Annotated in this window: 19 protein-coding genes and 1 pseudogene; 13 read left to right on the forward strand and 7 right to left on the reverse strand. The window is 71.1% G+C overall.

All coding sequences use genetic code 11. The annotated features are described in order from the left end of the window. Positions 1-19 precede the first annotated feature (19 nt). A complete protein-coding gene (gene glyA, locus D0D15_RS27100; protein WP_115944843.1) occupies positions 20-1,321 on the reverse strand; it encodes a serine hydroxymethyltransferase in 1,302 nt (433 codons plus the stop codon). A gap of 307 nt (positions 1,322-1,628) precedes the next feature. On the opposite strand from glyA, the gene D0D15_RS27105 reads away from it, so the two are divergent. Together D0D15_RS27105 and D0D15_RS27110 are read left to right on the forward strand one after the other, a co-directional pair. Beyond that, positions 1,629-2,786 carry an aromatic ring-hydroxylating oxygenase subunit alpha gene (locus tag D0D15_RS27105; RefSeq protein ID WP_094008187.1) on the forward strand — a complete coding sequence of 386 codons (1,158 nt, stop codon included), beginning with the start codon at positions 1,629-1,631 and terminating at the stop codon, positions 2,784-2,786. A gap of 122 nt (positions 2,787-2,908) precedes the next feature. After that, complete coding sequence (locus D0D15_RS27110) at positions 2,909-4,558, forward strand: BCCT family transporter (protein ID WP_115944844.1); 1,650 nt, start codon at positions 2,909-2,911, stop codon at positions 4,556-4,558. 32 nt (positions 4,559-4,590) lie between these two features. On the opposite strand, the gene D0D15_RS27115 is transcribed toward D0D15_RS27110, so the two are convergent. From D0D15_RS27115 to D0D15_RS27125, 3 genes are read right to left on the reverse strand one after another with little or no spacing between them, the layout of a single operon-like run. Then, positions 4,591-6,303: an ABC transporter ATP-binding protein gene (locus tag D0D15_RS27115; RefSeq protein WP_094008185.1), complete on the reverse strand. Its 1,713-nt coding sequence runs from the start codon at positions 6,301-6,303 to the stop codon at positions 4,591-4,593. Further along, on the reverse strand, positions 6,300-8,048 hold the full coding sequence (locus tag D0D15_RS27120; protein WP_094008184.1) for an ABC transporter ATP-binding protein: 1,749 nt from the start codon (positions 8,046-8,048) through the stop codon (positions 6,300-6,302). The genes D0D15_RS27115 and D0D15_RS27120 overlap by 4 nt, the downstream gene beginning before the upstream one ends. Beyond that, positions 8,045-8,881 carry an alpha/beta fold hydrolase gene (locus D0D15_RS27125; RefSeq protein ID WP_094008183.1) on the reverse strand — a complete coding sequence of 279 codons (837 nt, stop codon included), beginning with the start codon at positions 8,879-8,881 and terminating at the stop codon, positions 8,045-8,047. Before D0D15_RS27125 ends, D0D15_RS27120 begins: the two co-directional genes overlap by 4 nt. A gap of 94 nt (positions 8,882-8,975) precedes the next feature. Between D0D15_RS27125 and D0D15_RS37270 the strand changes: the two genes are divergently transcribed. The 8 genes from D0D15_RS37270 (at position 8,976) to D0D15_RS27170 (ending at position 17,488) form a co-directional block, all read left to right on the forward strand. Then, positions 8,976-9,308, forward strand: a complete 333-nt coding sequence (locus D0D15_RS37270) for a transposase (RefSeq protein WP_275897114.1) — start codon at positions 8,976-8,978, stop codon at positions 9,306-9,308. Between the two features lie 242 nt (positions 9,309-9,550). Next, positions 9,551-9,730: a transposase gene (locus D0D15_RS37275; RefSeq protein WP_233157475.1), complete on the forward strand. Its 180-nt coding sequence runs from the start codon at positions 9,551-9,553 to the stop codon at positions 9,728-9,730. Between the two features lie 9 nt (positions 9,731-9,739). Further along, on the forward strand, positions 9,740-10,645 hold the full coding sequence (locus D0D15_RS27135) for a helix-turn-helix domain-containing protein (protein WP_198958356.1): 906 nt from the start codon (positions 9,740-9,742) through the stop codon (positions 10,643-10,645). A 233-nt stretch (positions 10,646-10,878) separates the two neighbouring features. After that, a complete protein-coding gene (locus tag D0D15_RS27145) occupies positions 10,879-12,720 on the forward strand; it encodes an AMP-binding protein (protein ID WP_158224475.1) in 1,842 nt (613 codons plus the stop codon). Positions 12,721-12,723: 3 nt separating this feature from the next. Continuing rightward, on the forward strand, positions 12,724-14,028 hold the full coding sequence (locus tag D0D15_RS27150) for a condensation domain-containing protein (RefSeq protein WP_094008180.1): 1,305 nt from the start codon (positions 12,724-12,726) through the stop codon (positions 14,026-14,028). A 44-nt stretch (positions 14,029-14,072) separates the two neighbouring features. After that, entirely contained in the window at positions 14,073-15,425 is a 1,353-nt protein-coding gene (locus tag D0D15_RS27155; protein ID WP_143266241.1) for a condensation domain-containing protein, read from the forward strand. Positions 15,426-15,625: 200 nt separating this feature from the next. After that, positions 15,626-16,444, forward strand: a complete 819-nt coding sequence (locus D0D15_RS27160) for an alpha/beta hydrolase (protein WP_094008178.1) — start codon at positions 15,626-15,628, stop codon at positions 16,442-16,444. Between the two features lie 276 nt (positions 16,445-16,720). After that, positions 16,721-17,488, forward strand: a complete 768-nt coding sequence (locus D0D15_RS27170; protein ID WP_198958355.1) for a glycosyltransferase family protein — start codon at positions 16,721-16,723, stop codon at positions 17,486-17,488. 21 nt (positions 17,489-17,509) lie between these two features. Here D0D15_RS27170 and D0D15_RS27175 read toward each other — a convergent pair whose 3' ends face one another. After that, the gene (locus D0D15_RS27175) at positions 17,510-17,806 is read right to left on the reverse strand and encodes a hypothetical protein (RefSeq protein ID WP_094008176.1); all 297 of its coding nucleotides are present in this window, start codon (positions 17,804-17,806) and stop codon (positions 17,510-17,512) included. A gap of 456 nt (positions 17,807-18,262) precedes the next feature. Between D0D15_RS27175 and D0D15_RS37930 the strand changes: the two are divergent. Both D0D15_RS37930 and D0D15_RS27185 read left to right on the forward strand, forming a co-directional pair. Then, a pseudogene (locus D0D15_RS37930) lies at positions 18,263-18,556 on the forward strand (Clp protease/crotonase-like domain-containing protein); the annotation flags it as partial. Positions 18,557-18,830: 274 nt separating this feature from the next. Next, positions 18,831-19,286, forward strand: coding sequence for an SRPBCC domain-containing protein (locus tag D0D15_RS27185; protein ID WP_094008175.1), 456 nt, complete (start codon positions 18,831-18,833; stop codon positions 19,284-19,286). Between the two features lie 2 nt (positions 19,287-19,288). Here the strand turns inward: D0D15_RS27185 and msrA are convergent, their stop codons facing one another. Next, the gene (gene msrA, locus D0D15_RS27190; protein ID WP_094008174.1) at positions 19,289-19,810 is read right to left on the reverse strand and encodes a peptide-methionine (S)-S-oxide reductase MsrA; all 522 of its coding nucleotides are present in this window, start codon (positions 19,808-19,810) and stop codon (positions 19,289-19,291) included. Positions 19,811-19,931: 121 nt separating this feature from the next. Continuing rightward, positions 19,932-20,645 (reverse strand): ArsR/SmtB family transcription factor, encoded by a 714-nt coding sequence (locus D0D15_RS27195; protein WP_158224474.1) that lies wholly within the window; start codon positions 20,643-20,645, stop codon positions 19,932-19,934. Positions 20,646-20,700: 55 nt separating this feature from the next. Here D0D15_RS27195 and D0D15_RS27200 point away from each other — a divergent pair, with 55 nt between their 5' ends. Then, complete coding sequence (locus D0D15_RS27200) at positions 20,701-21,927, forward strand: MFS transporter (RefSeq protein WP_115944846.1); 1,227 nt, start codon at positions 20,701-20,703, stop codon at positions 21,925-21,927. Positions 21,928-21,941 lie beyond the last annotated feature (14 nt).

A 21,941-nucleotide genomic window follows, 5' to 3' on the forward strand; every position in this document is an offset into this window, starting at 1 on the left:
CCCGGCGGCTGGGTGGGGGTCATGCCGTCAGCTCCGGGTAGAGGGGGTGGCGGGCGGTGAGGTCGGCGACGCGGGCGGAGAGCTTGTCCAGGTCGGCGGCGGAGGCGTCCGGCCGCAGGGCCAGCGCGGCGATGTCGGCGACCTCGGCGAAGTCGTCGTCGCCGAACCTGCGGGCGGCCAGCGCGGGCGTGCCGAACCGCAGGCCGGAACTGATCATCGGCGGACGCGGGTCGAACGGGACCGCGTTGCGGTTGACGGTGATGCCGACCTCGTGCAGCCGGTCCTCGGCCTGCTTGCCGTCCAGTTCGGACTCCCGCAGGTCGGCCAGCACCAGGTGCACGTCGGTGCCGCCGGTCAGCACCCCGATCGTGTCCTCGCGCAGCAAGCGCTCGGCGAGGATCTTCGCGCCGCGCAGGGTGCGTTCCTGGCGCTCCCGGAACTCCGGCTCGGCGGCCAGCTTGAACGCCACCGCCTTGCCGGCGATCACGTGCTCCAGCGGCCCGCCCTGCTGGCCGGGGAACACGCTGCTGTTGAGCTTCTTCGCCAGTGCCCGCTCGGCCAGGATCACGCCGCCGCGCGGGCCGCCGAGGGTCTTGTGCGTGGTCGAGGTGACGACGTGCGCGTGCGGCACGGGGGAGGGGTGCAGGCCCGCCGCGACCAGGCCGGCGAAGTGCGCCATGTCGACCATCAGGTACGCGCCGACCTCGTCGGCGATCCGGCGGAACGCGGCGAAGTCCAGGTGCCGCGGGTAGGCCGACCAGCCGGCCACGATCAGCTTCGGCCTGCGCTCCCGGGCCAGCCGCTCGACCTCGTCCAGGTCGACGCGGTGGTCCCCGGCGCGCACGTGGTAGGCGGCCACATCGTAGAGGCGGCCGGAGAAGTTGAGCTTCATCCCGTGCGTCAGATGCCCGCCGTGCGCGAGGTCCAGGCCGAGGATCGTGTCCCCGGGTTCCAGCAGCGCGGCCATCGCGGCGGCGTTGGCCTGCGCGCCGGAGTGCGGCTGCACGTTGGCGTACTCGGCGCCGAAGAGCGCCTTGAGCCGGTCGATCGCCAGCGTCTCGATCTCGTCGACGTGCTCGCAGCCGCCGTAGTAGCGGCGGCCGGCGTAGCCCTCGGCGTACTTGTTGGTCAGCACCGACCCCTGCGCCTGCATCACCGCCAGCGGCGCGAAGTTCTCGCTCGCGATCATCTCCAGGGTGTCCCGCTGCCGGGCGAGCTCGCGCCCGATCGCCGCGTGCACCTCCGGGTCGGTCTCCGGCAGGGAACGCCCGAGCACGCGCTGGGGGCTGAGTGCGCCAGCGCGGCCGATGGCCACCGACATGCTGCCTCCCTGTCTCATACCTCTGTTCGCCGACTGATATATCAACTGGCGGCCACGCTACGGCCGGTGTCCGGCGGGGTCAAGAGCCGATTCCGGCGAACCCGTTGTTACTCGTGAGTTCCTTGTCCGGCAGGCATTTCCCGGTTCGTGTTTCGGGTTCGCAAACTCCTCGCCATCGCCGGTTCAGGTCTTGACAGAACCGGCGGGCAAGCCGCACTGTGGTCCGCATCGCAGTTGCATATCGCGCAGGTGTTGCGCAAGAAGCAACAACTAGTCCCCGGTCACTCACACCACCACGGAGCGTTCGTTGACCGAGAACACCACCGCCGCGCCGGCCACCGACCAGCCCGGGCTCCCGTCGAGCCTGATCCCCACGCTCGCCGGGATCACCTACACCGACGAGACGATCTTCGCGCTGGAGCAGGAGAAGATCTTCGAGCAGATGTGGTTCTGCGCGGTCCGCAGCGCCGACCTGCCGAAACCCGGCGACTTCCGCACCGTCCAGGTCGGCCGCGAGAGCGTGCTGGTGACCCGGTCGCGGGACGGCGCCCTGCGGGCCTTCCTCAACATCTGCCGCCACCGCGGCGCGCGCCTGTGCGTGGAGGAGTCCGGCACGGTCAAGCGGAACTTCCAGTGCCCCTACCACGCGTGGACCTACGGCCTGGACGGCAAGCTCGTCGCGGCGCCGAACCTGACCTCGATGCCGGACATCGACCGCACCGAGTACGGCCTCAAGCCGGTGCACCTGCGGGAGTGGCTCGGCTACGCGTGGCTGTGCCTGGCGCCGGAGCCACCCTCGTTCGAGGAGACGGTGCAGGCGGACGTGGCCGGCCGGCTCGGGCAGCTCGACGCGATCGGCAACTACGGCATCGAGGACCTGGCCCTGGGGCGGCGCATCACCTACGACGTCAAGGCCAACTGGAAGCTCATCATCGAGAACTTCATGGAGTGCTACCACTGCGCGACGATCCACCCCGAGCTGACCGAGGTGCTGCCGGAGTTCGCCGACGGGTACGCCGCGCAGTACTACGTCGGCCACGGCGCCGAGTTCGGCGAGGAGGTCAGCGGGTTCACCGTGGACGGCAGCGCCGGGTTCGACCGGCTCGGCGGGGTGGACGAGCACCAGGACCGCCGGTACTACGCGATCACGATCCGGCCGCAGGTGTTCGTCAACCTCGTGCCCGACCACGTGATCATCCACCGGATGTTCCCGATGGCCGCCGACCGCACGATCGTGGAATGCGACTGGCTCTACGCCCGGGAAGTGGTGGAATCCGGCCGCGACGTGTCACACTCGGTCGAGCTGTTCCACCGCGTGAACCAGCAGGACTTCGACGCCTGCGAGCGTTGCCAGCCCGCGATGTCCTCGCGGGCCTACGCCCAGGGCGGGGTCCTCGTCCCGTCCGAACACCACATCGGCGAATTCCACCAGTGGGTCGAGCGGACACTGGCCGGCGGGCGGTGACGCGGTGACCATCTCGCAGAGCGCAGGGGGGGCAACCGGACAACCAACTCGAGCAAGAGGCGGTGAGCGTCGTGCCCGGTGAGCAAGCAGCGACCCGGCCGGAACCCAGGGCTCGCGGCGGGATGGATCGCGTGGTGTTCGTCGTCGCGGCGGTGGTCGCGGCGGGATTCCTGGCCTGGGGGGTGTTCGCCACCGACAGCCTCTCCAGCGTCTCGGCCGGCGTGCTGGACTGGCTGATCCGCAACACCGGCTGGGCGTTCCTGCTCGCCGCGACCGGGTTCGTCCTGTTCGCGATCTGGCTGGCGTTCAGCCGGTACGGCAAGATCCCGCTCGGGCACGACGGCGAGCGGCCGGAGTTCCGCACGATCTCGTGGATCGCGATGATGTTCAGCGCCGGCATGGGCATCGGGCTGATGTTCTACGGGGTCGCCGAACCGCTGTCGCACTTCGTGGAACCGCCGCCGGGCACGGTCGAGGGCAGCACCGACGCCGCCGTGGAGACCGCGATGGCCACCTCGCTGTTCCACTGGGCCATCCACCCGTGGTCGATGTACGCGGTCGTCGGGCTGGCCATCGCCTACGGCACCTTCCGGCGCGGCCGCAAGCAGCTGATCAGTTCGGCGTTCGCGCCGTTGTTCGGGGAGCGGGTGAGCGAGGGCCCGCTGGGCAGGCTCATCGACATCCTGGCGATCTTCGCGACGCTGTTCGGGTCGGCCGCGTCGCTCGGGCTGGGCGCGCTGCAGATCGGCAGCGGGCTGGTGCAGCGCGGCTGGCTGTCGGACAACCCGGGCACCGGCCTGCTCATCGGCGTGATCGCGGTGCTGACGGTGGCGTTCGTGGCCTCCGCCGTGTCCGGGGTCGCGAAGGGCATCCAGTGGCTGTCCAACATCAACATGGTGCTGGCGGCCGTGCTCGCCGTGTTCGTCTTCGTGGTCGGGCCGACGATCTTCATCCTCAACCTGGTGCCCTCGACGATCGGCGACTACTTCCGCGAGATGGGCGAGATGATCTCGCGGTCGGGCGCGTCCGGCGGCGAGAACATGGAGAGCTGGCTGTCCTCGTGGACGATCTTCTACTGGGCGTGGTGGATCTCGTGGACGCCGTTCGTGGGCATGTTCATCGCGCGGATCAGCCGCGGCCGCACGATCAAGCAGTTCGTGGTCGGCGTGATCCTCGTTCCGTCCGTGGTGAGCCTGGCGTGGTTCAGCATCATGGGCGGTACCGCGATCACGCTGCAGCGCGGCGGCACCGATCTGGCGAGCGCGGGCAGCGCGCAGTCGCAGATGTTCGGGGTGCTGGACCAGTTGCCGCTGGCCGCCGTGGCGAGTGTCGTGGTGATGGTGCTGGTGGCGATCTTCTTCGTGTCCGGCGCGGACGCCGCGTCGCTGGTGATGGGATCGCTGTCGCAACGCGGCGCGATCGAACCGAAGCGCTGGCTGGTGGTGTTCTGGGGCGTGGCGACCGGCGCCGCGACGGCGGTGATGCTGCTGGTCGGCGGCGGCGGTGACGAGGCGCTGACCGGGCTGCAGAACCTGACGATCATCGCGGCGGCGCCGTTCGCGCTGGTGATGGTGGTGCTGTGCGTGGCGCTCGCGAAGGACCTGCGCAGCGACCCGATGATCCGGCGGGAGGAGAAGAGCGCGGAGATCGTGGAGCAGGCCGTGCTGACCGGCAACCGCCACTACGACGGCGACTTCTGCCTGCAGGTCGCCCCGGCGAACGAGGCGGGCCCGGCCGGGAACGGCCGCGCACCGGTGGAGAAGGTGGACTGAGGGAGGGGCGCCCGCCCCGGCGGGCGCCCACCTCAGTCGTGCGCCGGCTCCAGGGACAGGTCCCAGAACCCCGCGTAGCGGCCGCCGCGCCGGAGGAGGTCCTCGTGGGTGCCGTCTTCGGTGATCCGGCCGTGCTCCAGGACGACGATGCGGTCGGCGCGCCGGACCGTGCGCAGCCGGTGCGCCACCATCACCACCGTGCGGCCGGCCATCAGCCGCTCGATGCCGTCCTGCACCGCGGTTTCGTTCACCGGGTCCAGCGCGGAGGTCACCTCGTCCAGCAGCACGACCGGGGCGTCCTTCAACAACGCGCGGGCGATCGACACCCGCTGGCGCTCGCCGCCGGACAGCAGGGCACCACCTTCCCCGACGGTCGCCGACCAGCCCCCGGGCAGGCGCTCGACCACCTCGTCCAGCCGGGCCGCCGTCGCCGCCGCGCGGACCTCCGCCGCGGTCGCGTCCGGACGGCCCAGGCGCACGTTCTCCTCGATCGTGCCGTCGAACAGGTACACGTCCTGGAACACGATCGCGATCCGGGACATCAGCTCCGCGGCCGCCATCGCCCGCACGTCCACGCCGCCGACGCGCACCGCGCCCGCGTCCACGTCGTGGAACCGCGCGATCAGCTGCAGCAACGTGCTCTTCCCCGCGCCCGAGGGGCCGACCACCGCGAGCCGCTGCCCCTCCCGAACGGACAGTGACACACCGTCGACCACCGTCCGGTCGCCGTGCCGGAAGGTGACCGCGTCGAACTCCAGGTCGTGGCGCTCCGGCACGACCGGGTCGGCCGGTTCCGGCAGCGGCTCGGTGCGCAGCACCGCGTCGAGCCGGGCCAGTTCGGCGCGTGCGGCGCGCAGCTTGCCCCCGGTTTCGGCCAGCGACAGCAGCGGATCCGCGCACCGCGCCGCCAGCACGAGGATCGACAAGACCTCCGCCGCGCCGATGCGCGCGCCGAGCGCGAGGGCGGCGCCCAGGACCAGCACTCCGGTGAACATCGCCTGCACCACCAGCGTCAGGCCCACCGCGGCGGGCAGCGCCGACAGCGTGGACCGGCGCGACGCGCGCTGCACGTCCCGCAGCGAGTCGTCCAGCAAGCGGAACCGTTCGGCGGTCCGGCCGCCCGCCCGCAGCACCGGCTGCGCCTGCAGGAACTCGATCACCCGCGCGGTGGCCTGCTGGTCGCGTTCGTGGCGTTCCGCGTCCGCGGCGGCCATCGCGCGTCCCGACCAGACCTGGATCGCCACCACCAGCGGCGCGGCGGCCAGCGCGGCCAGCCCCAGCCACCAGTCGAACGCGAGCATCACGGCGACGACCGTCAGGGGAGTCACGCAGGCCGAGACGAACGGGGCCAGCAGGTGCGCGATCACGCTCATCGCCTGCAGCACGCCGCGACTGGCCAGCACGGACACCTCGCCGACCCGCCCGGCGCCGTACCAGCCGAGCGGCAACCGGGCCAGGTGGTCGCCGAGCCGGTGGTACATGCCGCGCAGCAACGTGCTCCCGACCCGGAAACCGGCGAGGTCGCCGGCGTAGCGCAGCACCGCGTAGACCGCCACCGCGGCGCCGAACCCGGCCAGCCACGGCCAGACCTCCCCGGGTGTGCCGCCGAAGAGCGCCCGCAGCACCGGCACCAGCAGGGCGTAGGACAAGCCCTCGGCGATCGCGGTGACGGTCATCAGGGCGACGGTGCGCCGCACCGGGCGGGCGTAGTCGCGGCCCAGCACGCGCAACAGCGTGGCGATCATCGTGGTTCCTCTCCCCGGGCCCGCCAGAACGCGGCGAACTTCCCGTTGTGCGCCAGCAGTTCGGCGGGCTTGCCGTGCTCGGTGATCGACCCGTTCTCCAGCATCACCACGGTGTCGGCGCCGGCGATCGTCTCCAGCCGGTGGGCGATCACCAGGATCGTGCGGTCGCCCTTCAGCGTCGCCAGCGCGCGGCGCACCGCGTGTTCGGTCCGCGGATCGGCGAAGGCGGTGGCCTCGTCGAGCACCAGGACGGGCGCGCCGGCGAGCAGCGCGCGGGCGATCGCGATGCGCTGTGCTTCGCCGCCGGACAGCCCGGCTTCCTCGCCGAGAACCGTGTCGTAGCCGCGCGGGAGTTCCAGGATCCGGTCGTGGATGTTCGCCAGCCGCGCGGCGCGGACGACATCCGCACGATCGGCCCGCGGCACCGCGAGCGCGATGTTGTCCGCGACGGAGGCCCGCAGCAGGGACGTCTCCTGGAAGACGAACGACACCATCCGGTGGAGCCGGTCGCTGCCGATCTCGCGCAGGTCCACGCCGCCGAGCGTGACCGAGCCGGAGTCCGGGTCGGCGAACCGCGGCAGCAACCGGACCACAGTGGACTTGCCGCTGCCCGACGGGCCGACCAGCGCGGTGACCGTGCCCGGTTCGAGCACCAGATCGATGCCGTGCAGCACCTCGTGGCCCTCGACGTGGGAGAACCGGACGTCACGCAGTTCCACCCGGTGTCCCCGCGGTGCGACGGGGTGTGTGGGTTCCGGCAGCGGCGGCACCGCGAGGACCTCCCGGATCCGGCCGACCGCGCGCCCGGCGGCCTGCAGGTCGTCGAACCCGTGGCCCAGCGCGGCGACCGGGGCGGTCAGGCCCAGCCCGAGCAGCAGGAAGGGCAGCAGGTCGGCCGGGGCCAGGCTGCCCGAGGTGATCAGGGCCGCGCCGCCGACGAGCACGACCACCAGCACGAACGGCGGCGACAGGGCGAGCTGCATCGCCGCGGCGATCCCGGACATGCCACGCACCCAGCGGAGGAAGGTGGCGACGAAGTCGTCGGTGGCGGTGCGGAACGTGCGGTGGGCGCGCTCGGACCCGCCGAACGCCTTGACCACCGCGATGCCGCGCACGAACTCGACGACGGAACTCGCGATGCGGCCCATGGCGGCGTCGAACTCCCGCTGTTCACGCTGCCGGGCGGTGGTCGTCATGAGCGGGACCATCGCCACCGCCAGCACCACCGGGATCAGGGTGATCAGCGTGAGCCGCCAGTCGATCGAGACCAGGTAGACCAGCGACACCAGCGGCACGACGAACGCGGAGACGAGCTCGCCCGGGGTGTGGGCGAGGAACGGGTGCACGGCGCTGACGTCGTCGCCGACCACCTTGGCCAGCTCACCGGTGCGGCGGCGGGCGAACCAGGCGATCGGCGCCCGGCCGAGCCGCGCGGCGAGGTGACGGCGGAAGGACAGCTGCACCCGGCCATCCAGCACGTGCGCGATCCCCGAGGAGGCGGCGGTGCACAGCAGCCGGACGAGCAGGCCGCCCGCGCCCGCGAGGACGACCGTCCACACGCGACCGCTGTCGGCGGGCCCCGGCGCGAGCAGGGCACGGCCGAGTTCGGCGACCGCCAGCAGCGGCGCGAGGCCCGCCAGCGCGCCGGCGACCTGCAGCACCACCACGGCGGCGAAGGCGGGGAGGTGCGGCCGCAGCAGCCGCCCGAGACCGGCCGGTGCGGCCTCCACCGGGGCGGTGGTCATCGAGCCTCCTTACCGCTGGCGGGCGACGAGCGGGCGTCGGTTCGGCTGATCCGGGCGGTGAAGGCCAGCAGGGCCGCGGCGGTCCGCGGCGGGTCTTCGAGGATGGGTGAGTGCCCGAGCCCCGGCAGCATCTCGACGGTGGCACCGGGAACGGCGCGGTACCGCGCCGCGGACGACGGCCGCCACCGCCGGTCTTCCGCGCCGAAGAGCACCAGGAGCGGCTTGCCGAGCGCGGCCAGCCGGTCCGGCAGCGGCTGCTGCTCCAGGTAGGCGAGGGAGGCGCGCATCGTCCGGCGCAACGCGTCGTGGTTGACCGCGCGCGCGTCGTCCACGAGCTGTTGCGGGATCTCGAAACCCGCGTGGAAGGCGGGACTCAGGGCCTGCCGGATCCGGTCGTCGGTCAGGTGCGCCCACTGTTCCGCGCTGATGGCGGGTTCCGCCGCGATGAGATCGCTCGTCCGCGGGCCGGTGTTGACGAGCGCGAGCGCGGTCACCAGGCCGGGCCGCAGCTCGGCGAGGGCGGTGGCGACCGCGCCGCCGGCGGAATGGCCGGCGACGACGGCGTGCTCCACGCCGAGCCGGTCCAGTGCCTCACCGACCCGGCGGCCCTGCTCCGGGATCTCGTAGCCGGGATCGGGCGAGGGGGCTGAACGGCCGTGGCCGGGCAGGTCCACCCGGATGACGCGGTGGGACGCGGTCAGCAGTGGAACCAGCGGCGCCCACGACCGGCTCGATGCGCCCGAGCCGTGGACGAGCAGGAGCGCGGGCCGGCCGGGTGGGCCGTCCTGGCGCACGGACAGGTGGTCGGCCGCGGGATGGTCGTGACGGGTCATGGGCACACCCTCGCCGCCCGCGCGCCCCGGTGGCTTGGACGAATGTTCCCCTCCCCGGCTCGCCTAGGGCGTGTCTGGCAAGGTTGTGGCTGGGATGGTGCTGGTTGTGTCGCGGTGTGAGTTGCTGTCGGATGGGCAGTGGGAGTTGATCGAGGGCTTGTTGCCGGTGCGGACGGGTAGGCCTGGTTGGCCGTTTTCGGGTGCGCGGGCGATGGTGGAGGGGGTCATCTTCCGGTATCGGGGGGTTGCGTGGCGGGATGTGCCGGTGGTGTTTGGGCCTTGGCAGACGATCTGGACCTGGCACCGCCGCCTGGCCCGAGAGGGCAGGTGGGATGTGGTGCTGGCCCGGCTGCTGGCCGCGGCGGAGGCGGCCGGGCTGATCGGCTGGGCGGTCTCGGTGGGTTTCACGATCGCCGGTGCTCATTAGCACGCCACCGATATCACCCACCACGCAGGGGGCTGGATCGAACTACACGACACCCGGGATCGAGCCGCCTGACCATGCCATCGGCCGCCCCCGCACCCGGCCCGACCGAGTGCGCGGCGACAAGGCCTACTCCTCCCGCGCCATCGGCAACCACCTGCGCCGCCGCGGAATCCGCGCCGTCATACCGGAACCCGCCGACCAGATCGGGCACCGCGTCCGCCGCGGGTCCCGCGGCGGACGCGGTGCCCGTCTTCGACGCCCAGGACTACCGCGGCCGCAACGTCATCGAACGCAGCTTCGACCAGCTCAAACAATGGCGCGGCACCGCCACCCCCTACGACGAACTCGCCACCCTCTACCGCGCCGCCATCCTCATCCACGACACCATCACCTGGACAAAGGCATTACCAGACACGCCCTAGGATGGGCACGTGGGGCGAGGTGACGATGCGGCGGTGTGGGAGGTCACGCGCCCGGCGCGGCCCGGCGTCGTCGCCGGTGTCACCATCGCCGGTTTCCGGCGCGGCGCGAGTGGCGCCGAGCACCGGCTGGTGCCGCACGCGGTGGTGACCCTAAGCGTGGACTTCGGCGCCGAACCGGTCATCGTGGACGACGCGACGGGCGTCCGGCGCCGAGGGAGCCTGGCCGTCGGTCTCGGTTTCGGCGGCGCGGTGTGGGTGCGGGGCGCGAACATCGAGTGCGTGCACGTCCGGCTGTCCCCGTTGGCCGCCCGCGCCGTCCTGGGCTTCGACCCGGCGGATCTGGCGGGCGGGATCGTCGCCCTGGACGACCTGTGGGGCCGGGACGCGGCCCGGCTCGGTGAGCGGCTCAGCGCCACCGCGGCGTGGCAGGACCGCTTCGCGGTGATCGGCGGCTGGCTGGCGCGCCGGCACGAGGCCGGGGCGCCGGTCGAGCCGGAGGTCGCCTGGGCGTGGCGGCGGATGGTGGCCGGCCGCGGTCAGGTCCGGGTCGACCGGCTGGCGGCCGAGCTCGGGTGGAGCCGCAAACGCTTGTGGTCCCGGTTCCACGCGCAGATCGGCCTGCCACCGAAACGCGCCGCGAAACTGGTCCGCTTCGACCACGCCGCCCACCGCCTCGCCGAGGGCCAGGACCCGGCCCGGGTCGCGGCCGAGAGCGGCTACACCGACCAGTCCCACCTGCACCGCGACATCGCGGCCTTGGCCGGAACCACACCCGCGGCGTTGGCCCGGGAAAGCCGCGAGGCCACCGCAGCGCTCACAACCCCCGGGCAGGAGGGAACACTCCTGGCCCCAGCGTGGGCGATGTGCACGCCGGGCCCCGGAGCGGCCGCGGTCAGAGGAGGTACACCCCGTTGAGCCACTGTCCGCTCGCGTCGTCGGAGTAGACGCCGAAGTTGAAGTCGTAGTTGCCGTGGCGGTTCTGCCACAGGTGGCCGGACGCCCTCGCGGGGCCCGGAGTACGTGACTGGACTGCCTGAATGCGCGTAGCGGACAAGACCGTGCGCGGTACGGATGACCGAGGCCCACCCGGCCTCGCTAGCTTGGTGACCCAGCCCTGTTGGGACACATCTTCCTGGAACAGGAAAACAATGTACCGCCACACGGAGCAATTCGCGCCTGGACCGAAGACCGTGCCGGCCCGGCTGGCAGCACGCGCGGCAGATCGTCCGGACGAGATCGCCCTCCTGGTCCCCGGTCAGGGATCGTTGACGTTCGCCGAATGGGATCAGAGATCCCGCTCGGCGGCACAACACCTCGTGAGTCACGGCATCAGGCGCGGTGACCGAGTCGTCCTGCCCTGCAGTCCGTCCGACTGGATCGGATACGCGACAGCGTACGTAGCTGTTCAAAAAGCGGGCGCCGTCGCTGTCCCGGTGATCGAAAAGCTCGGCCGACGGCACCTCAACGCGGTTGTGAAATCGTCGAATGCGGCCGCGGTCGTCACCGAGCGCGCCGACGGGATCGAGGCGGAGCGGATTCTGAGCTTCGGTGGTGTGCCGCCGGCCACGATGAGCGATGGGCCGGCGATCGAAGTCGGCCCCGCCGACGACGCCGAAATAATCTTCAGCTCGGGCACGACCGGCGCTCCGAAGGGCATCGTCGCCACGCACGAGAACTTGCTTTTCACGCATGCGGAAACAGCGAACACCAGCGAGTGCAAAACAGTGATCCACGCCCTGCCGCCGGGGGCTCTCGCCGGGCAGGGGCTCCTGCTGCAACCGTTGGATGCGAGGCCGCACCGGGTCGTCGCGATGCCGGAATTCGACGACGAAACGTTCCTGTCCGCGATCGCGGAGTACGGAGCGACCGATGTCGTAATAGTTCCGACACTGGCCCTGTCACTGATCGACTACTCGCGGACCCACGAGTTCGACTTCTCCTCGGTGCGAGCAGTGCGCACGATGAGCGCCCCCATCGCTCCGGCGACATTGCGTCGGTTGCAGGACGTGTTCCACGGTGCCGAGATAGCCAACATGTACACGACCACCGAGTCCTGGCCTGCCCGGATCAGGACCAGGTACGACGTCAGCCATCCCGACTCCGTCGGCCGCAGCCGGACGACCGGCCAGGTGCGGATCACCGACGCCGACGGGGCCGAGCAGCCTGCCGGGGTCGACGGGTTCATCGAACTCCGGTCCCCAGGGGCACCTCAGCGGAGATACCTCGATCCTCCGGCAGGTGCCACGGATGTCTTCAAGCGAGACGGGTGGGTGCGTACCGGTGACATCGGGCACGTCGACGAGGACGGCTACCTGTACCTCGTGGACCGCAGCGCCGACCTGATCATTTCCGGCGGGATGAACATCTCCACGATCGAGCTGGAGAAGGTGATCATCGAGTTCGACGGGATCTCCGAGGTTGCTGTCGTCGGGATTCCCCATCCCCTGCTCGGCGAGCTCGTCGCCGCCGCTGTCCGCACGAGTGGTGACGTATCGCTCAGCGCCCTGCGCGAACACGTGCGAGACAGGCTCGGCCACCCCAAGACGCCGCGCCACATCGTGGTGGTCGAGGAGTTCCCGCGAAACCCCATGGGCAAGATCGTCAAAGCGAAGTTGAGGGACAGCCTCGCCGCATCGGTGGCTGCCGGCGCTGCAACGGAGCAGGCAGACCTCGCCGGACGGGTGCGCGCGCTCTGGCAGGTGGCCCTCGGAGACCAGGTCGCCGACGACCGCGCCGGCTTCACCGATCTCGGCGGCGGCTCTCTGGCGGCCATCGAACTGGTCAGCCGGATCCGCACCGACCTGCACCGGCGCATCACGCAACGAGACGTGTTCGATGCGGCGAACGTCCACGATTTCACGGCGATGGTCGAGAAAGCGCCGTTGATCGAGAACGCCGGCGCCGGCCGGATCAGACCGGTGCGCCGGCGAGTCCGGGATGCCGGGCCGACCTCGCCGGCGCTCGGGAACGAACCCGCGAGCGAGTCCTGAACCATGCGCACAGAGGCATCTCCCGGATTCTGCTTCCCAGCCACGTTCCGGCAGGAGTGGTACTTCCGGACGACCAACGGCGGGTGGTCCGATTTCAACAACGGGATCGTGCTCGAAGCGCGGGAGGTGCTCAACAGGGCGACGCTCGACGACGCTGTCCGATGTCTTGGTCATCGGCACGAGGCCCTGCGGACCAGTTTTCGCCGGCAGGAACGCGCGGTGGTCCAGGTAGTCGACGAATCGCGCACGCCGCGACTGGATTTCGTCGAGCACCCGATCGAGGGCGAGCGAGACGAAACGCTGTCGCGCGCAGTTCTCGAACCTTTCCGCCTCGATGGTGGCCCCCTCGTCCGGATCGCGCTGTACCACGACACGAAGGCACGCGAATACGTCGTGATCGCGTTGCATCACGCGGTGTGCGACGGGTGGTCGCGCGGGTTGCTGATTCACGACCTCACCGAGCTTTACCGATCGCGTGCCGAGAACCGCCCGGCCCGTCTCGCACCGGTCGAAATCCAGCCGGCGGACTACGCCGTGTGGGAGAGGGAGACCACGGTCGCACGCGATGTCGAACGCTGGTACCGCCGGCTCGCGTTGGATCAGGACGGCCTGCGGCTCGACGACAGCCACCGTGTCACCGGCGGGATGTTCCAGGTCTTCTCGGTAGCCGACATCGACAGCCGGGTCGCGGGAAAGCTGGGCGGACAGGCGCGGAACCGGGGTACGACGCTACCGCGTCTGCTGGGTGCTGCCACCGTCAGGTCGGTGACCGAACTCGCGCGCGACTCCCTGCGCGTCGGCTTCGTGACCGCGAACAGGCACCTGCCGGAGCTGCGCCGAACTGTCGGGGAAATCGAGGACACGCTGCCCCTGAGACTGGCGACCGCGCCGGACCTGACATGGAGCGAACTCATCGGCCGCTTCGACCGTGAAGTATCGGAAGCTTATGACCGGCAGATCACGCTCAGTGCCATCCATTCACTGAGCAACGAAAGGCTGACGGACGTCAACCACCACCTTGTCGACGTGACCGTCAACTGCAGGGACTACCAACGTCATCCATCGGGCAACGCCGGCGAGGTATCGGTCCTGTTCGACGAGCTGACTCTCAGAATGGACGGCCGACGAATCCGGCTCCCCAACGGAGCGGGCCTGATGGGCGCGTTGAACTTCCAGTTCGACTTCCCCGCCGGCGGGGGACTCGGCGTATCGCTGATCGTGAACACAGCGGCGGTCCCGGATGACGTCGCACGCGCGGCCGGACGAAGGCTTCTGACTTGCCTCGACGAGCTCGCCTGCTCGCAGTGACGGCGAATCTCTCGACGCACACGAACTCCGACCCGGGGGTTTCGATGACCGACGATCCGGAAATCCGTTGTCCGGCGTCGTACCTGCAGGAGTCCTGGTACCGGGCGCACCGGTCCATCCAGTCCAGCCACAACCTTCCCCTGATCATCGAGGTGACCGGTTGTGCCGATCCGGATGTGCTCGTACGCACACTTCATCTTCTCGCCGATCGGCACGAGATACTGCGAACATCTTTCGCCGCTCGCGACGATCAGGTGTGCCAGGTGGTGCGCAACGCTGCTGACGTCACCTTCTGGTCTGCAGACCTGTCGCGATCCGGTTCGCCGTGGGACGAGCTGCTGCACCTCGCCGCGCCACACTGGCAGGCCGGGTTTTCCCTGTCGGCCGGCTCGCCGTGGAGGGCGGGTGTCGTGAAGCTCGCGGAGCGACGGCATGTCGTGGTGCTGACCCTGCACCACGTGCTGGCCGACGCGTGGTCCACCGCCATCGTGGCGCGGGACTTCGAACGGATCTGCAGAAGCCTGACCGCGGCCTGCGACGCAACGCTGCCGCCCATGGAGATTCAGTTCGGCGACTACGCCAGCTGGGAACGCGCCCTTTCGGCGGACGACTTCGACGAACGGTACTTCGAGGCGCTTCGGTCCTGCGGCGTCAAGCAGCAACGCTTGCCGAACTGGGCCGACGACGGCTTCGAGATGGTGCCACAGCCGGCTCCCGCGGTCCGGCCGGACGCGGTTTCTCAGCTCTATCGGGCGTTCAGTGGCAGCGATTGGATTCTCGCCTCGTCGGTTCTTACCGCGGTGTCGGCGACCCTTTACCCGTATCTCGGCGGCGCGATCCTGATCGGATTCGTCTCGGCGAACCGAGCGCGGCCCGAACTGCTGCCCCTTGTCGGGCCGGTGTTCAACTACGTGACCCTGCCTTGCGAGTTGCGGGCCGGAGCGACAGTGGGCGAGGCGGTGGGGCTCGCTCGCCGCGAAGTGGCCAGAGCTTCGCACCTTCAGGTCCCGCTCGGCTTGGTCGAGCGTTCCCTGGGAGCGGACCAGGCCACCATCTTCGACGTGACCGTCAACGTCATGAAGGCGCACCAAGACGGGCGGCAGGCGATGCCGCCTCCGGCGGATGATCCTACTTTCCGGGTTCGTCCGTTTCCGCTGAGCGCGTGGTCGCTCACTGGTGACGGAAGACGGTTCGCGGCGACCAGTGGGCTCAACTTCAACGTGAACATGAACCCGGACGGGTCGCTGTCGCCGGGGATCCGCTACAACTCCCAGCTCGTCGGTACCGACCTCGCGGTTCGACTCGGCGTCAGTTTCTCGCGCGCACTCGAACTGGTCGCCACGTCGCCTCAGTGCGGGGTGTCCGAGCTGCTCGATCATCTGATCGAACCGAAGTGAGCCGACGAGTGGCGAGGGACGGGAGCCCTGGCCGCCGACCGCCGCTGTGATGGACCTGTGACACTGAGCTCCGACTGCGCGGCGCCCGCTGGAGCGCGGGTTGCGACGACGCATGTGCACGTCTAAATTCTACTGGTTGAGGCCGCTGGTCCAGCAGATGAAACGGCCCGTAGGATGACGTGTCTCGCCCGGAGGTCGCCATGCTCGCTCCCGCTCCGCAGGCTGTCACCACTGCTGAATCAATCCCCGGCCTCGACGCAATACGGGAGAATACGCTGATCCGCGAGGTCGACGGCGTCAAAGTCACCGGTGAGGTCATCGAGCCCGCCGGGCGCGGACCGCACCCCGTCCTGTTGTACCTCCACGGTGGTGGGTTCAGCAGTGGTTGCTCGCGGGACTACCGGAACGTCACCCTTCGTTTCGCGCAAGCGGGATTCCTGGTCGCTGGAGTGGACTACCGGCTGTGTCCACAGTATCCCTTTCCGGCGGCTTTCGAGGACTGTACGTACGCTGTGCACTGGGTCGCGCAGGTCGCATCGAGTTACCACGCAGACCCTCGACGCCTCGTCATCGCCGGCGATTCGGCGGGCGCCAATCTTGGTGCCGCCGTTGCCGCGCAACTCGCGTCGGCTCGGAGTGACCTGAAAATATCCGCCGCGGCGTTCGCATACGGTGTGTTCGACCTCGAATACCTGATCGGGAGTGCCGCGGATGATCGCGCCGCCACCCGTCTGGCCTCCTATGTCGACGTGACCACCGAGAGGCTGCGAGATCCCCGGGTCAGCCCGATTCGTTCGGCGCACGTCCTGCCGCCGACCTACCTCGTCGTCGGTTCCGACGATTCCGTGTACCGGCCGCAATCGGAACTTCTGGCGGCCCGCCTGAAGGATGCTTCGATAGAGCACCAGTTCACCGTTGCGGACGGCTTGTCGCACGCCTTTCTCACGACGGAGGCGTGTCGCCCCTCCGTCTCGGCCGTGGTCCAAGAGATGACCGACTTCCTGGCCGACCATGTGTGATCGGCCGAAGCTGACGGGTATTTCTCGCATGCACCGTGAGGTTCTGGCGTTCGCCGGGGCCAGGGGCCGTCGCGGCTGCCACAGGTAGCCGGGCGGGCCGGACGCCGCCTCGGCGTCGCAGATGATGTCGTCGGTGCGCAGCGTCAGCGTCGGGATGTCGCCGGAGAAGTTGCCGGTTCCCGCGAGGGGCGCGCCGACGACCGGGGGGCGCCCTGACGTGCGTTGACCCCGAGCGGGACGGCCGGGTAGCCGACGCGCCGGCCGGGACCTGGTTTGATGGGCGGACATCGTCTCGATCTGGGGGATTCGTTGCCGAAGGTCAGCGTGATCACGGCCGTCCACCGCGGGGGGCACCACTTCCTGCGGCAGGCCTACGCCTCGCTGCGGGACCAGGTGCTCCCGTCCGGCTGGGAGTGGGAGTGGTGCCTGCAGGAGGACGGCGACAGCGGCGTGCTCGACGCCCTGCCGCCCGACGACCGGGTGCTGCCCGGGTCCGGGTTGCCCGGCCGTGCGGCGGTGGCCCGGACGATGGCGCTCGCGCGCGCGACCGGCTCGGTGGTGCGCACCCTGGACGCCGACGACGTCCTGCTGCCCGGCGCCCTGGCCCGCGACATCGAGGCGCTGGGCCGGGTGGCGTGGTGCACGTCGGCGTGTGTCGACCTGCTGCCGGACGGTTCGACGCGGCCCGGCCCCTACGACCCGCCCGCCGGACCGGTGGCGCCCGGCCGGTTCTACGCCGAACAGGCCAGCGACCGGTTGTCCGTGCAGGCCAACACGTTCGCCGCGCACACGGACCTGGTCCGCGCCCTGGGCGGGTGGCCGGCGCTGACCGGTGCGGAGACCGTCGGGCTGCTGCTGGCGGCCGAGGCGGTGGCGCCGGGGGAGTTCATCGCGGAGCCCAGCGTGCTCTACCGCAAGCACGACGCCCAGACGACGGCCGCCGACCGCTACTGGGACAAGGCCGAGGCCGCGGCGCGGATGGAGAGCGTGCTGGCCCGCGCGGAGACGCTGCGCCGGGCGGGCTGGCGTTGGCGGTCCGCGTAGGACGGTTCGCGCACCGGTCGGTCAGAGGCGTTCGTCCCGTACCACGTCCAGGTTGTGGAACACCGGTTCGCCCTCGCACAGCTGCATCATCTCCTTCGCGAACCGGTCGGTCTCCGGCAGCGACGAGTTGCGCATGGCGTCCTCATAGGACGGGAACTCGACGAACTCCATGTAGGTGCCCGGGTGTTCCCGGTCGCTCATCAGGACCGCGTGGGTGGCCGTCCGCTTGCCCTGCGTCTCGGCCAGCCAGCGGTCCAGCATGTCGCTCATGCGTTCCGGCTGCGTGGTCTTGTACTCGATGACCTGAACGAAAGTCATGTCCCGCTCCTTCACAGACTCGGGAGAGGCCATCGTCCGCCCGCCCGCACCGCGGGTCAACACCTACGCGCGCGTCAAGGATCCGCGAGCAGGTCGATCCACTTTTCGTGTCCGAGCCCATTCCCACCACCGGCACGCTCCCCACGGGAGAGCCGCAGCTGTGATCGGCCAGATACCCGATTACCGGGTGATCGCCCAGCCGCGCCCTCCGAAGCTCTGGTGCTGGAAGGACATCCGCTCATCCCGGTCGAGGCCGGTCACAGCGACTCCACCGTGCTGCACGTGCCCGACCTCGGGCTGGTCACGGCCGGCGACGTCGCCCACGAAAATGTGCACCAGTACCCCGCCGACGGCGGGCTCGGCGGCGGCATCGACGCGTGGCTGCGGGCCCTCGACAAGGTGCGCGGCCTGGCGCCGGTGGCTGTGGTCGCCGGCCACGGCGCGTTCGACCTCGCGATGCTGCATGACCCCTCCCGTGCCTACGCCCTGCTCGAGTCGGACGATGGCCTGCGCTGTGGTGTGCTGTTCGCGCGCGGCGAGCACTTCACCGCCGGGCTGGACCTGGCCGACGTCGGCCGGGCGATCCAGGCGGGCACCGGGCTCTCCCCGGACGGCGGCCGCGATCCGTGGCGCCTGGACGGGAACTCGACCACCCCGGCGGTCGCTGCGCAGGGGTGGGTGCTCACGCTCGGCATCGAGCTGCTCCTTGCCGCCGGCATCCGGGTCGCGAGCCGCGACGCCCGCTTCTCCCAGCTCGAGGTCCGCCGCGGCATCGCCGCCGCCGCACCTCTCGGCGTCCGCGCCGTGCGCGAGTCGGCACACCGCGCCCGCGACTACGGCGACCCGGCCGCCATCGACCAGTCACGCGCCTGTTCGCCACGGCCGACGGAAGGAAGGCATCCGGTCGTTCCTCGAGCGGCGCAAGACCGTCTTCGCCGGCCGCTAGGTGCGGTGCCCTCCGCGGCACCGGGGCGAACGCGGGCAGCGGCTGGACACCAGCGGGCCGTCGCGCCAAGGTGTTGCCGTGACATCGACGAGCGTTTCCGGCTTCGTGCGTGCACCGCGCGCCGAGGTCTACCGTGCCCTGGTCGACGCCGCGGCGATCGCCACTTGGCGGGTCCCGGACGGGATGACCGCCCGGGTGCACGAGTTCGAGCCGCGGGAAGGCGGGCGGTTCCGGGTCTCGCTGATCTACGACGACCCCGGCCGCCAAGGCAAGTCCGGCGCCCGCACCGACACCTACACCGGCCACTTCGCCGCGCTCGAACCCGGGCGGCGCGTGGTCGAGGTCATCGAGTTCGAGAGCCCCGACCCGGCGTCCCGGGGCGCGATGACGATGACGACCACCCTGGCCGACGCCGACGACGGCACCGAGGTCGTGATCCGGCACGACGGGATCCCGGCCTCGGTCGCCCCCGCGGACAACGAGACCGGGACCCGGATGGCGCTGGCCAAGCTCGCCGCGTTCGTCGAGCGCTGAGGTCAGATCACGTACTGCGCGAAGGACTGGCGCACCTTGTTCACCTTCGGCAGCGCGACCGCGAGGCAGTAGCCCTGGCCGGGGTTCTTCGCGAAGAAGTCCTGGTGGTACTCCTCGGCCCGGTGGAACTCGCCCAGCGGCTCCATCGTCGTGACGATCTCGCCGTCCCACCAGTCGCCGGCGCGCTTGATCGCGGCCTCGAACTCGGCGCGCTGCTGGTCGTCGGCGGGGAACATCGCCGAGCGGTACTGCGTGCCGACGTCGGCGCCCTGGCGGTTGAGCTGCCGCGGGTCGTGCAGGGTGAAGAAGACGTCGAGGATGGCCTCGGCCGGGATGACCGTCTCGTCGAACGTCACCGCGACCGCCTCCGCGTGCCCGGTGCGCCCGGTGCACACCTGCTCGTACGTCGGCTGTGCCGTCTCGCCACCGGTGTAGCCGGACACCACGTCCTGCACCCCGCGCAGCGTCCGGTAGACCGCGTCCAGGCACCAGAAGCACCCGCCGGCCAGCACGAACGTCCGCATCTCGCATCACCTCTCACCGAGTAGTCCGGCTCGCACCCGGTCAACCCCGGGTCTGGGTCCAGTATTCCGGTGCCGCCCCGCGGGAGCCGGGAGGCGGACCTGTCCGTGTGGACCGGCGGCCTCACCGCTCCAAGGTCAGGCCCGGGAGCAGCCCGGCCAGCCGCTCGGGGGCGCCGGGGCGGAGGGTGAGCGTCCGGCCGTCCTGGTCGATCTCCACCAGCTTCTCCGCGCGGAGCCGCGCCAGGATCGCCTGCCCCAGCGCGCCGCCCAGGTGCGGCCGGCGCAGCGTCCGGTCCAGGCAGCTCGTCGCCGTCTTGCGGCGGCTTCCGGCCAGCTCGGCCGCGTCGATCCCCAGGCGGTCCAGCACCTGCGCCGCCCGCGGGCCCAGCTCCAGCTCGTCGGTGTCGGCCCGGCGGCGCAGCGCGTCCGCGGCCAGCAGGTGGTCCAGCACGGCCACCCCGAGCCGCCCCGCCGCGTGGTCGTAGCACAGCCGCTCCGGCGGCGCCGCCGGGCCGGGCACGGGGAGCGCACCGCCCGCGTAGTCGGCCAGCGCGTCCAGCACCGCGGTGATCGACGGGTCCTTCAGGCGGTACGTGACGTGCCGCCCGCTCTGCGAGGTGACCACCAGCCCGGCCTGGCGCAGCTTCGCCAGGTGGTTGCCCAGCCGCGCCGGCGTCACGCCGAGGATGTCCGCCAGCTGGGTCATGCCGTGCGGCCCCTCGTGCGCGAGCAGCTGCAGCACGGTCAGCCGGATCGGGTCCGCCAGCTCGCGCGCCAGCCCGGTCACCGTCGCCACCACCGGCTGTTCCGCGCTCGTCCATCCGAGGGAGGTCACCCCCACAGCCTACCATCGACTTTCACGTTTCACGGATACGTGATAGGTCTATGTGATGCTACGACGCTACTGGCAGGAGCAGATCCCGCCGCCCGGCCCGTTCCGGGTGCTGGCCCTCGGCGTGCTGGTCACCACCGCGGGCGGCGGCGCCTGGTACACGACGTGGGCGGTCTACTTCACGACCGTCGCCGGGCTGCCCGCCCCGGTCGTCGGCCTCGGGCTGATGCTCGCCGGCGGCGCGGGCCTGCTCGCGGCGACTCCGGTCGGCGCGCTCGCGGACCGGATCGGGCCGCGGGAGCTGCTGATCGCCCTGATCGCGATCGAGGGCGTGTCGATGGCCGCGTTCGTGTTCGCCCAGCACGTCGCGGTGTTCCTGGCCGTCGCGGTGGTCAACACGACGGCCGAACGCGCCACCGCCGGTGTCCGCACCGCCTACGTCGCGCAGCTGGCCGACGAGGCGACCCGGGTGGCGCACCTGGCCCGGCAGCGGGTGGCCAGCCACCTCGGCTACACCGTGGGCGCCGCGGCCGGGGCCGCCTGCCTGACGCTGGGCAGCCCGGCCGCGTTCCACGTCCTGATCACCGTCGACGCGGTCACCTCGCTGATCTACGCCGCCCTGCTCGCCCGGGTGCCCGCGGTGCGGCCGGTCGCACGCGCGAGCAAGCCGCGCACCCTGTTCGCCGATCCCGCGTTCCTCGCGGTGGTCTCCACGACCGGCCTGCTGTCCCTGTGCTGGGGTCTGGTCTCGACCGCGCTCCCGCTGTGGCTGGTCCGGAACACGCACCTGCCTGCCGGGCTCGCCGGCGTGGTCGTGATCGTCAACTCGCTCGGCGTGGCGCTCCTGCAGGTCGTGGCGAGCCGCGGCTGCACCGGTGCCCGGCACGGCGCCGCGCGGGCGGCCTGGTCGGGCGGCGCGCTGGCGCTGGCCTGCCTGCTGTTCGCGGCGACCGGCGGGGGTGGCGGTGCCCTGGCTGCCGGGCTGGTGCTGCTCGCCACGGCCGCCCACCTGGCCGGCGAGCTGTGGTTCATCGCCGCGAAGTGGGCGCTCACGCTCGACCTCACCCCGCCCGGCGCGACCGGCCGCTACCAGGGCGCGGCCGCCACCGCCCAGGCGGCCGCGCAGATGCTCAGCCCCGCGCTGATGACGCTGCTGGTCGGCACCTGGGGCCGGCCCGGCTGGTTCGTGCTCGCCGCGGTGTTCCTCGCCGCCGGGCTGGGCACGATCCCCGCCGCCCGCTGGGCGATCCGCACCCGGATCGAAACCGGTTCTCACGCCGTGTGACCCAGTCTCGGCTC

This window comes from Amycolatopsis thermalba, from assembly GCF_003385215.1.
GTDB lineage: Bacteria > Actinomycetota > Actinomycetes > Mycobacteriales > Pseudonocardiaceae > Amycolatopsis_E > Amycolatopsis_E thermalba.

Coding starts and splice junctions, on each gene's coding strand:
- glyA (WP_115944843.1), bottom strand. CDS start 1,321: ATGTCGGTGGCCATCGGCCGCGCTGGCGCACTCAGCCCCCAGCGCGTG.
- D0D15_RS27110 (WP_115944844.1), top strand. CDS start 2,909: ATGGATCGCGTGGTGTTCGTCGTCGCGGCGGTGGTCGCGGCGGGATTC.
- D0D15_RS27115 (WP_094008185.1), bottom strand. CDS start 6,303: ATGATCGCCACGCTGTTGCGCGTGCTGGGCCGCGACTACGCCCGCCCG.
- D0D15_RS27120 (WP_094008184.1), bottom strand. CDS start 8,048: ATGACCACCGCCCCGGTGGAGGCCGCACCGGCCGGTCTCGGGCGGCTG.
- D0D15_RS27125 (WP_094008183.1), bottom strand. CDS start 8,881: ATGACCCGTCACGACCATCCCGCGGCCGACCACCTGTCCGTGCGCCAG.
- D0D15_RS37270 (WP_275897114.1), top strand. CDS start 8,976: ATGGTGCTGGTTGTGTCGCGGTGTGAGTTGCTGTCGGATGGGCAGTGG.
- D0D15_RS27145 (WP_158224475.1), top strand. CDS start 10,879: ATGTACCGCCACACGGAGCAATTCGCGCCTGGACCGAAGACCGTGCCG.
- D0D15_RS27150 (WP_094008180.1), top strand. CDS start 12,724: ATGCGCACAGAGGCATCTCCCGGATTCTGCTTCCCAGCCACGTTCCGG.
- D0D15_RS27155 (WP_143266241.1), top strand. CDS start 14,073: ATGACCGACGATCCGGAAATCCGTTGTCCGGCGTCGTACCTGCAGGAG.
- D0D15_RS27160 (WP_094008178.1), top strand. CDS start 15,626: ATGCTCGCTCCCGCTCCGCAGGCTGTCACCACTGCTGAATCAATCCCC.
- D0D15_RS27170 (WP_198958355.1), top strand. CDS start 16,721: ATGGGCGGACATCGTCTCGATCTGGGGGATTCGTTGCCGAAGGTCAGC.
- D0D15_RS27175 (WP_094008176.1), bottom strand. CDS start 17,806: ATGACTTTCGTTCAGGTCATCGAGTACAAGACCACGCAGCCGGAACGC.
- msrA (WP_094008174.1), bottom strand. CDS start 19,810: ATGCGGACGTTCGTGCTGGCCGGCGGGTGCTTCTGGTGCCTGGACGCG.
- D0D15_RS27200 (WP_115944846.1), top strand. CDS start 20,701: ATGCTACGACGCTACTGGCAGGAGCAGATCCCGCCGCCCGGCCCGTTC.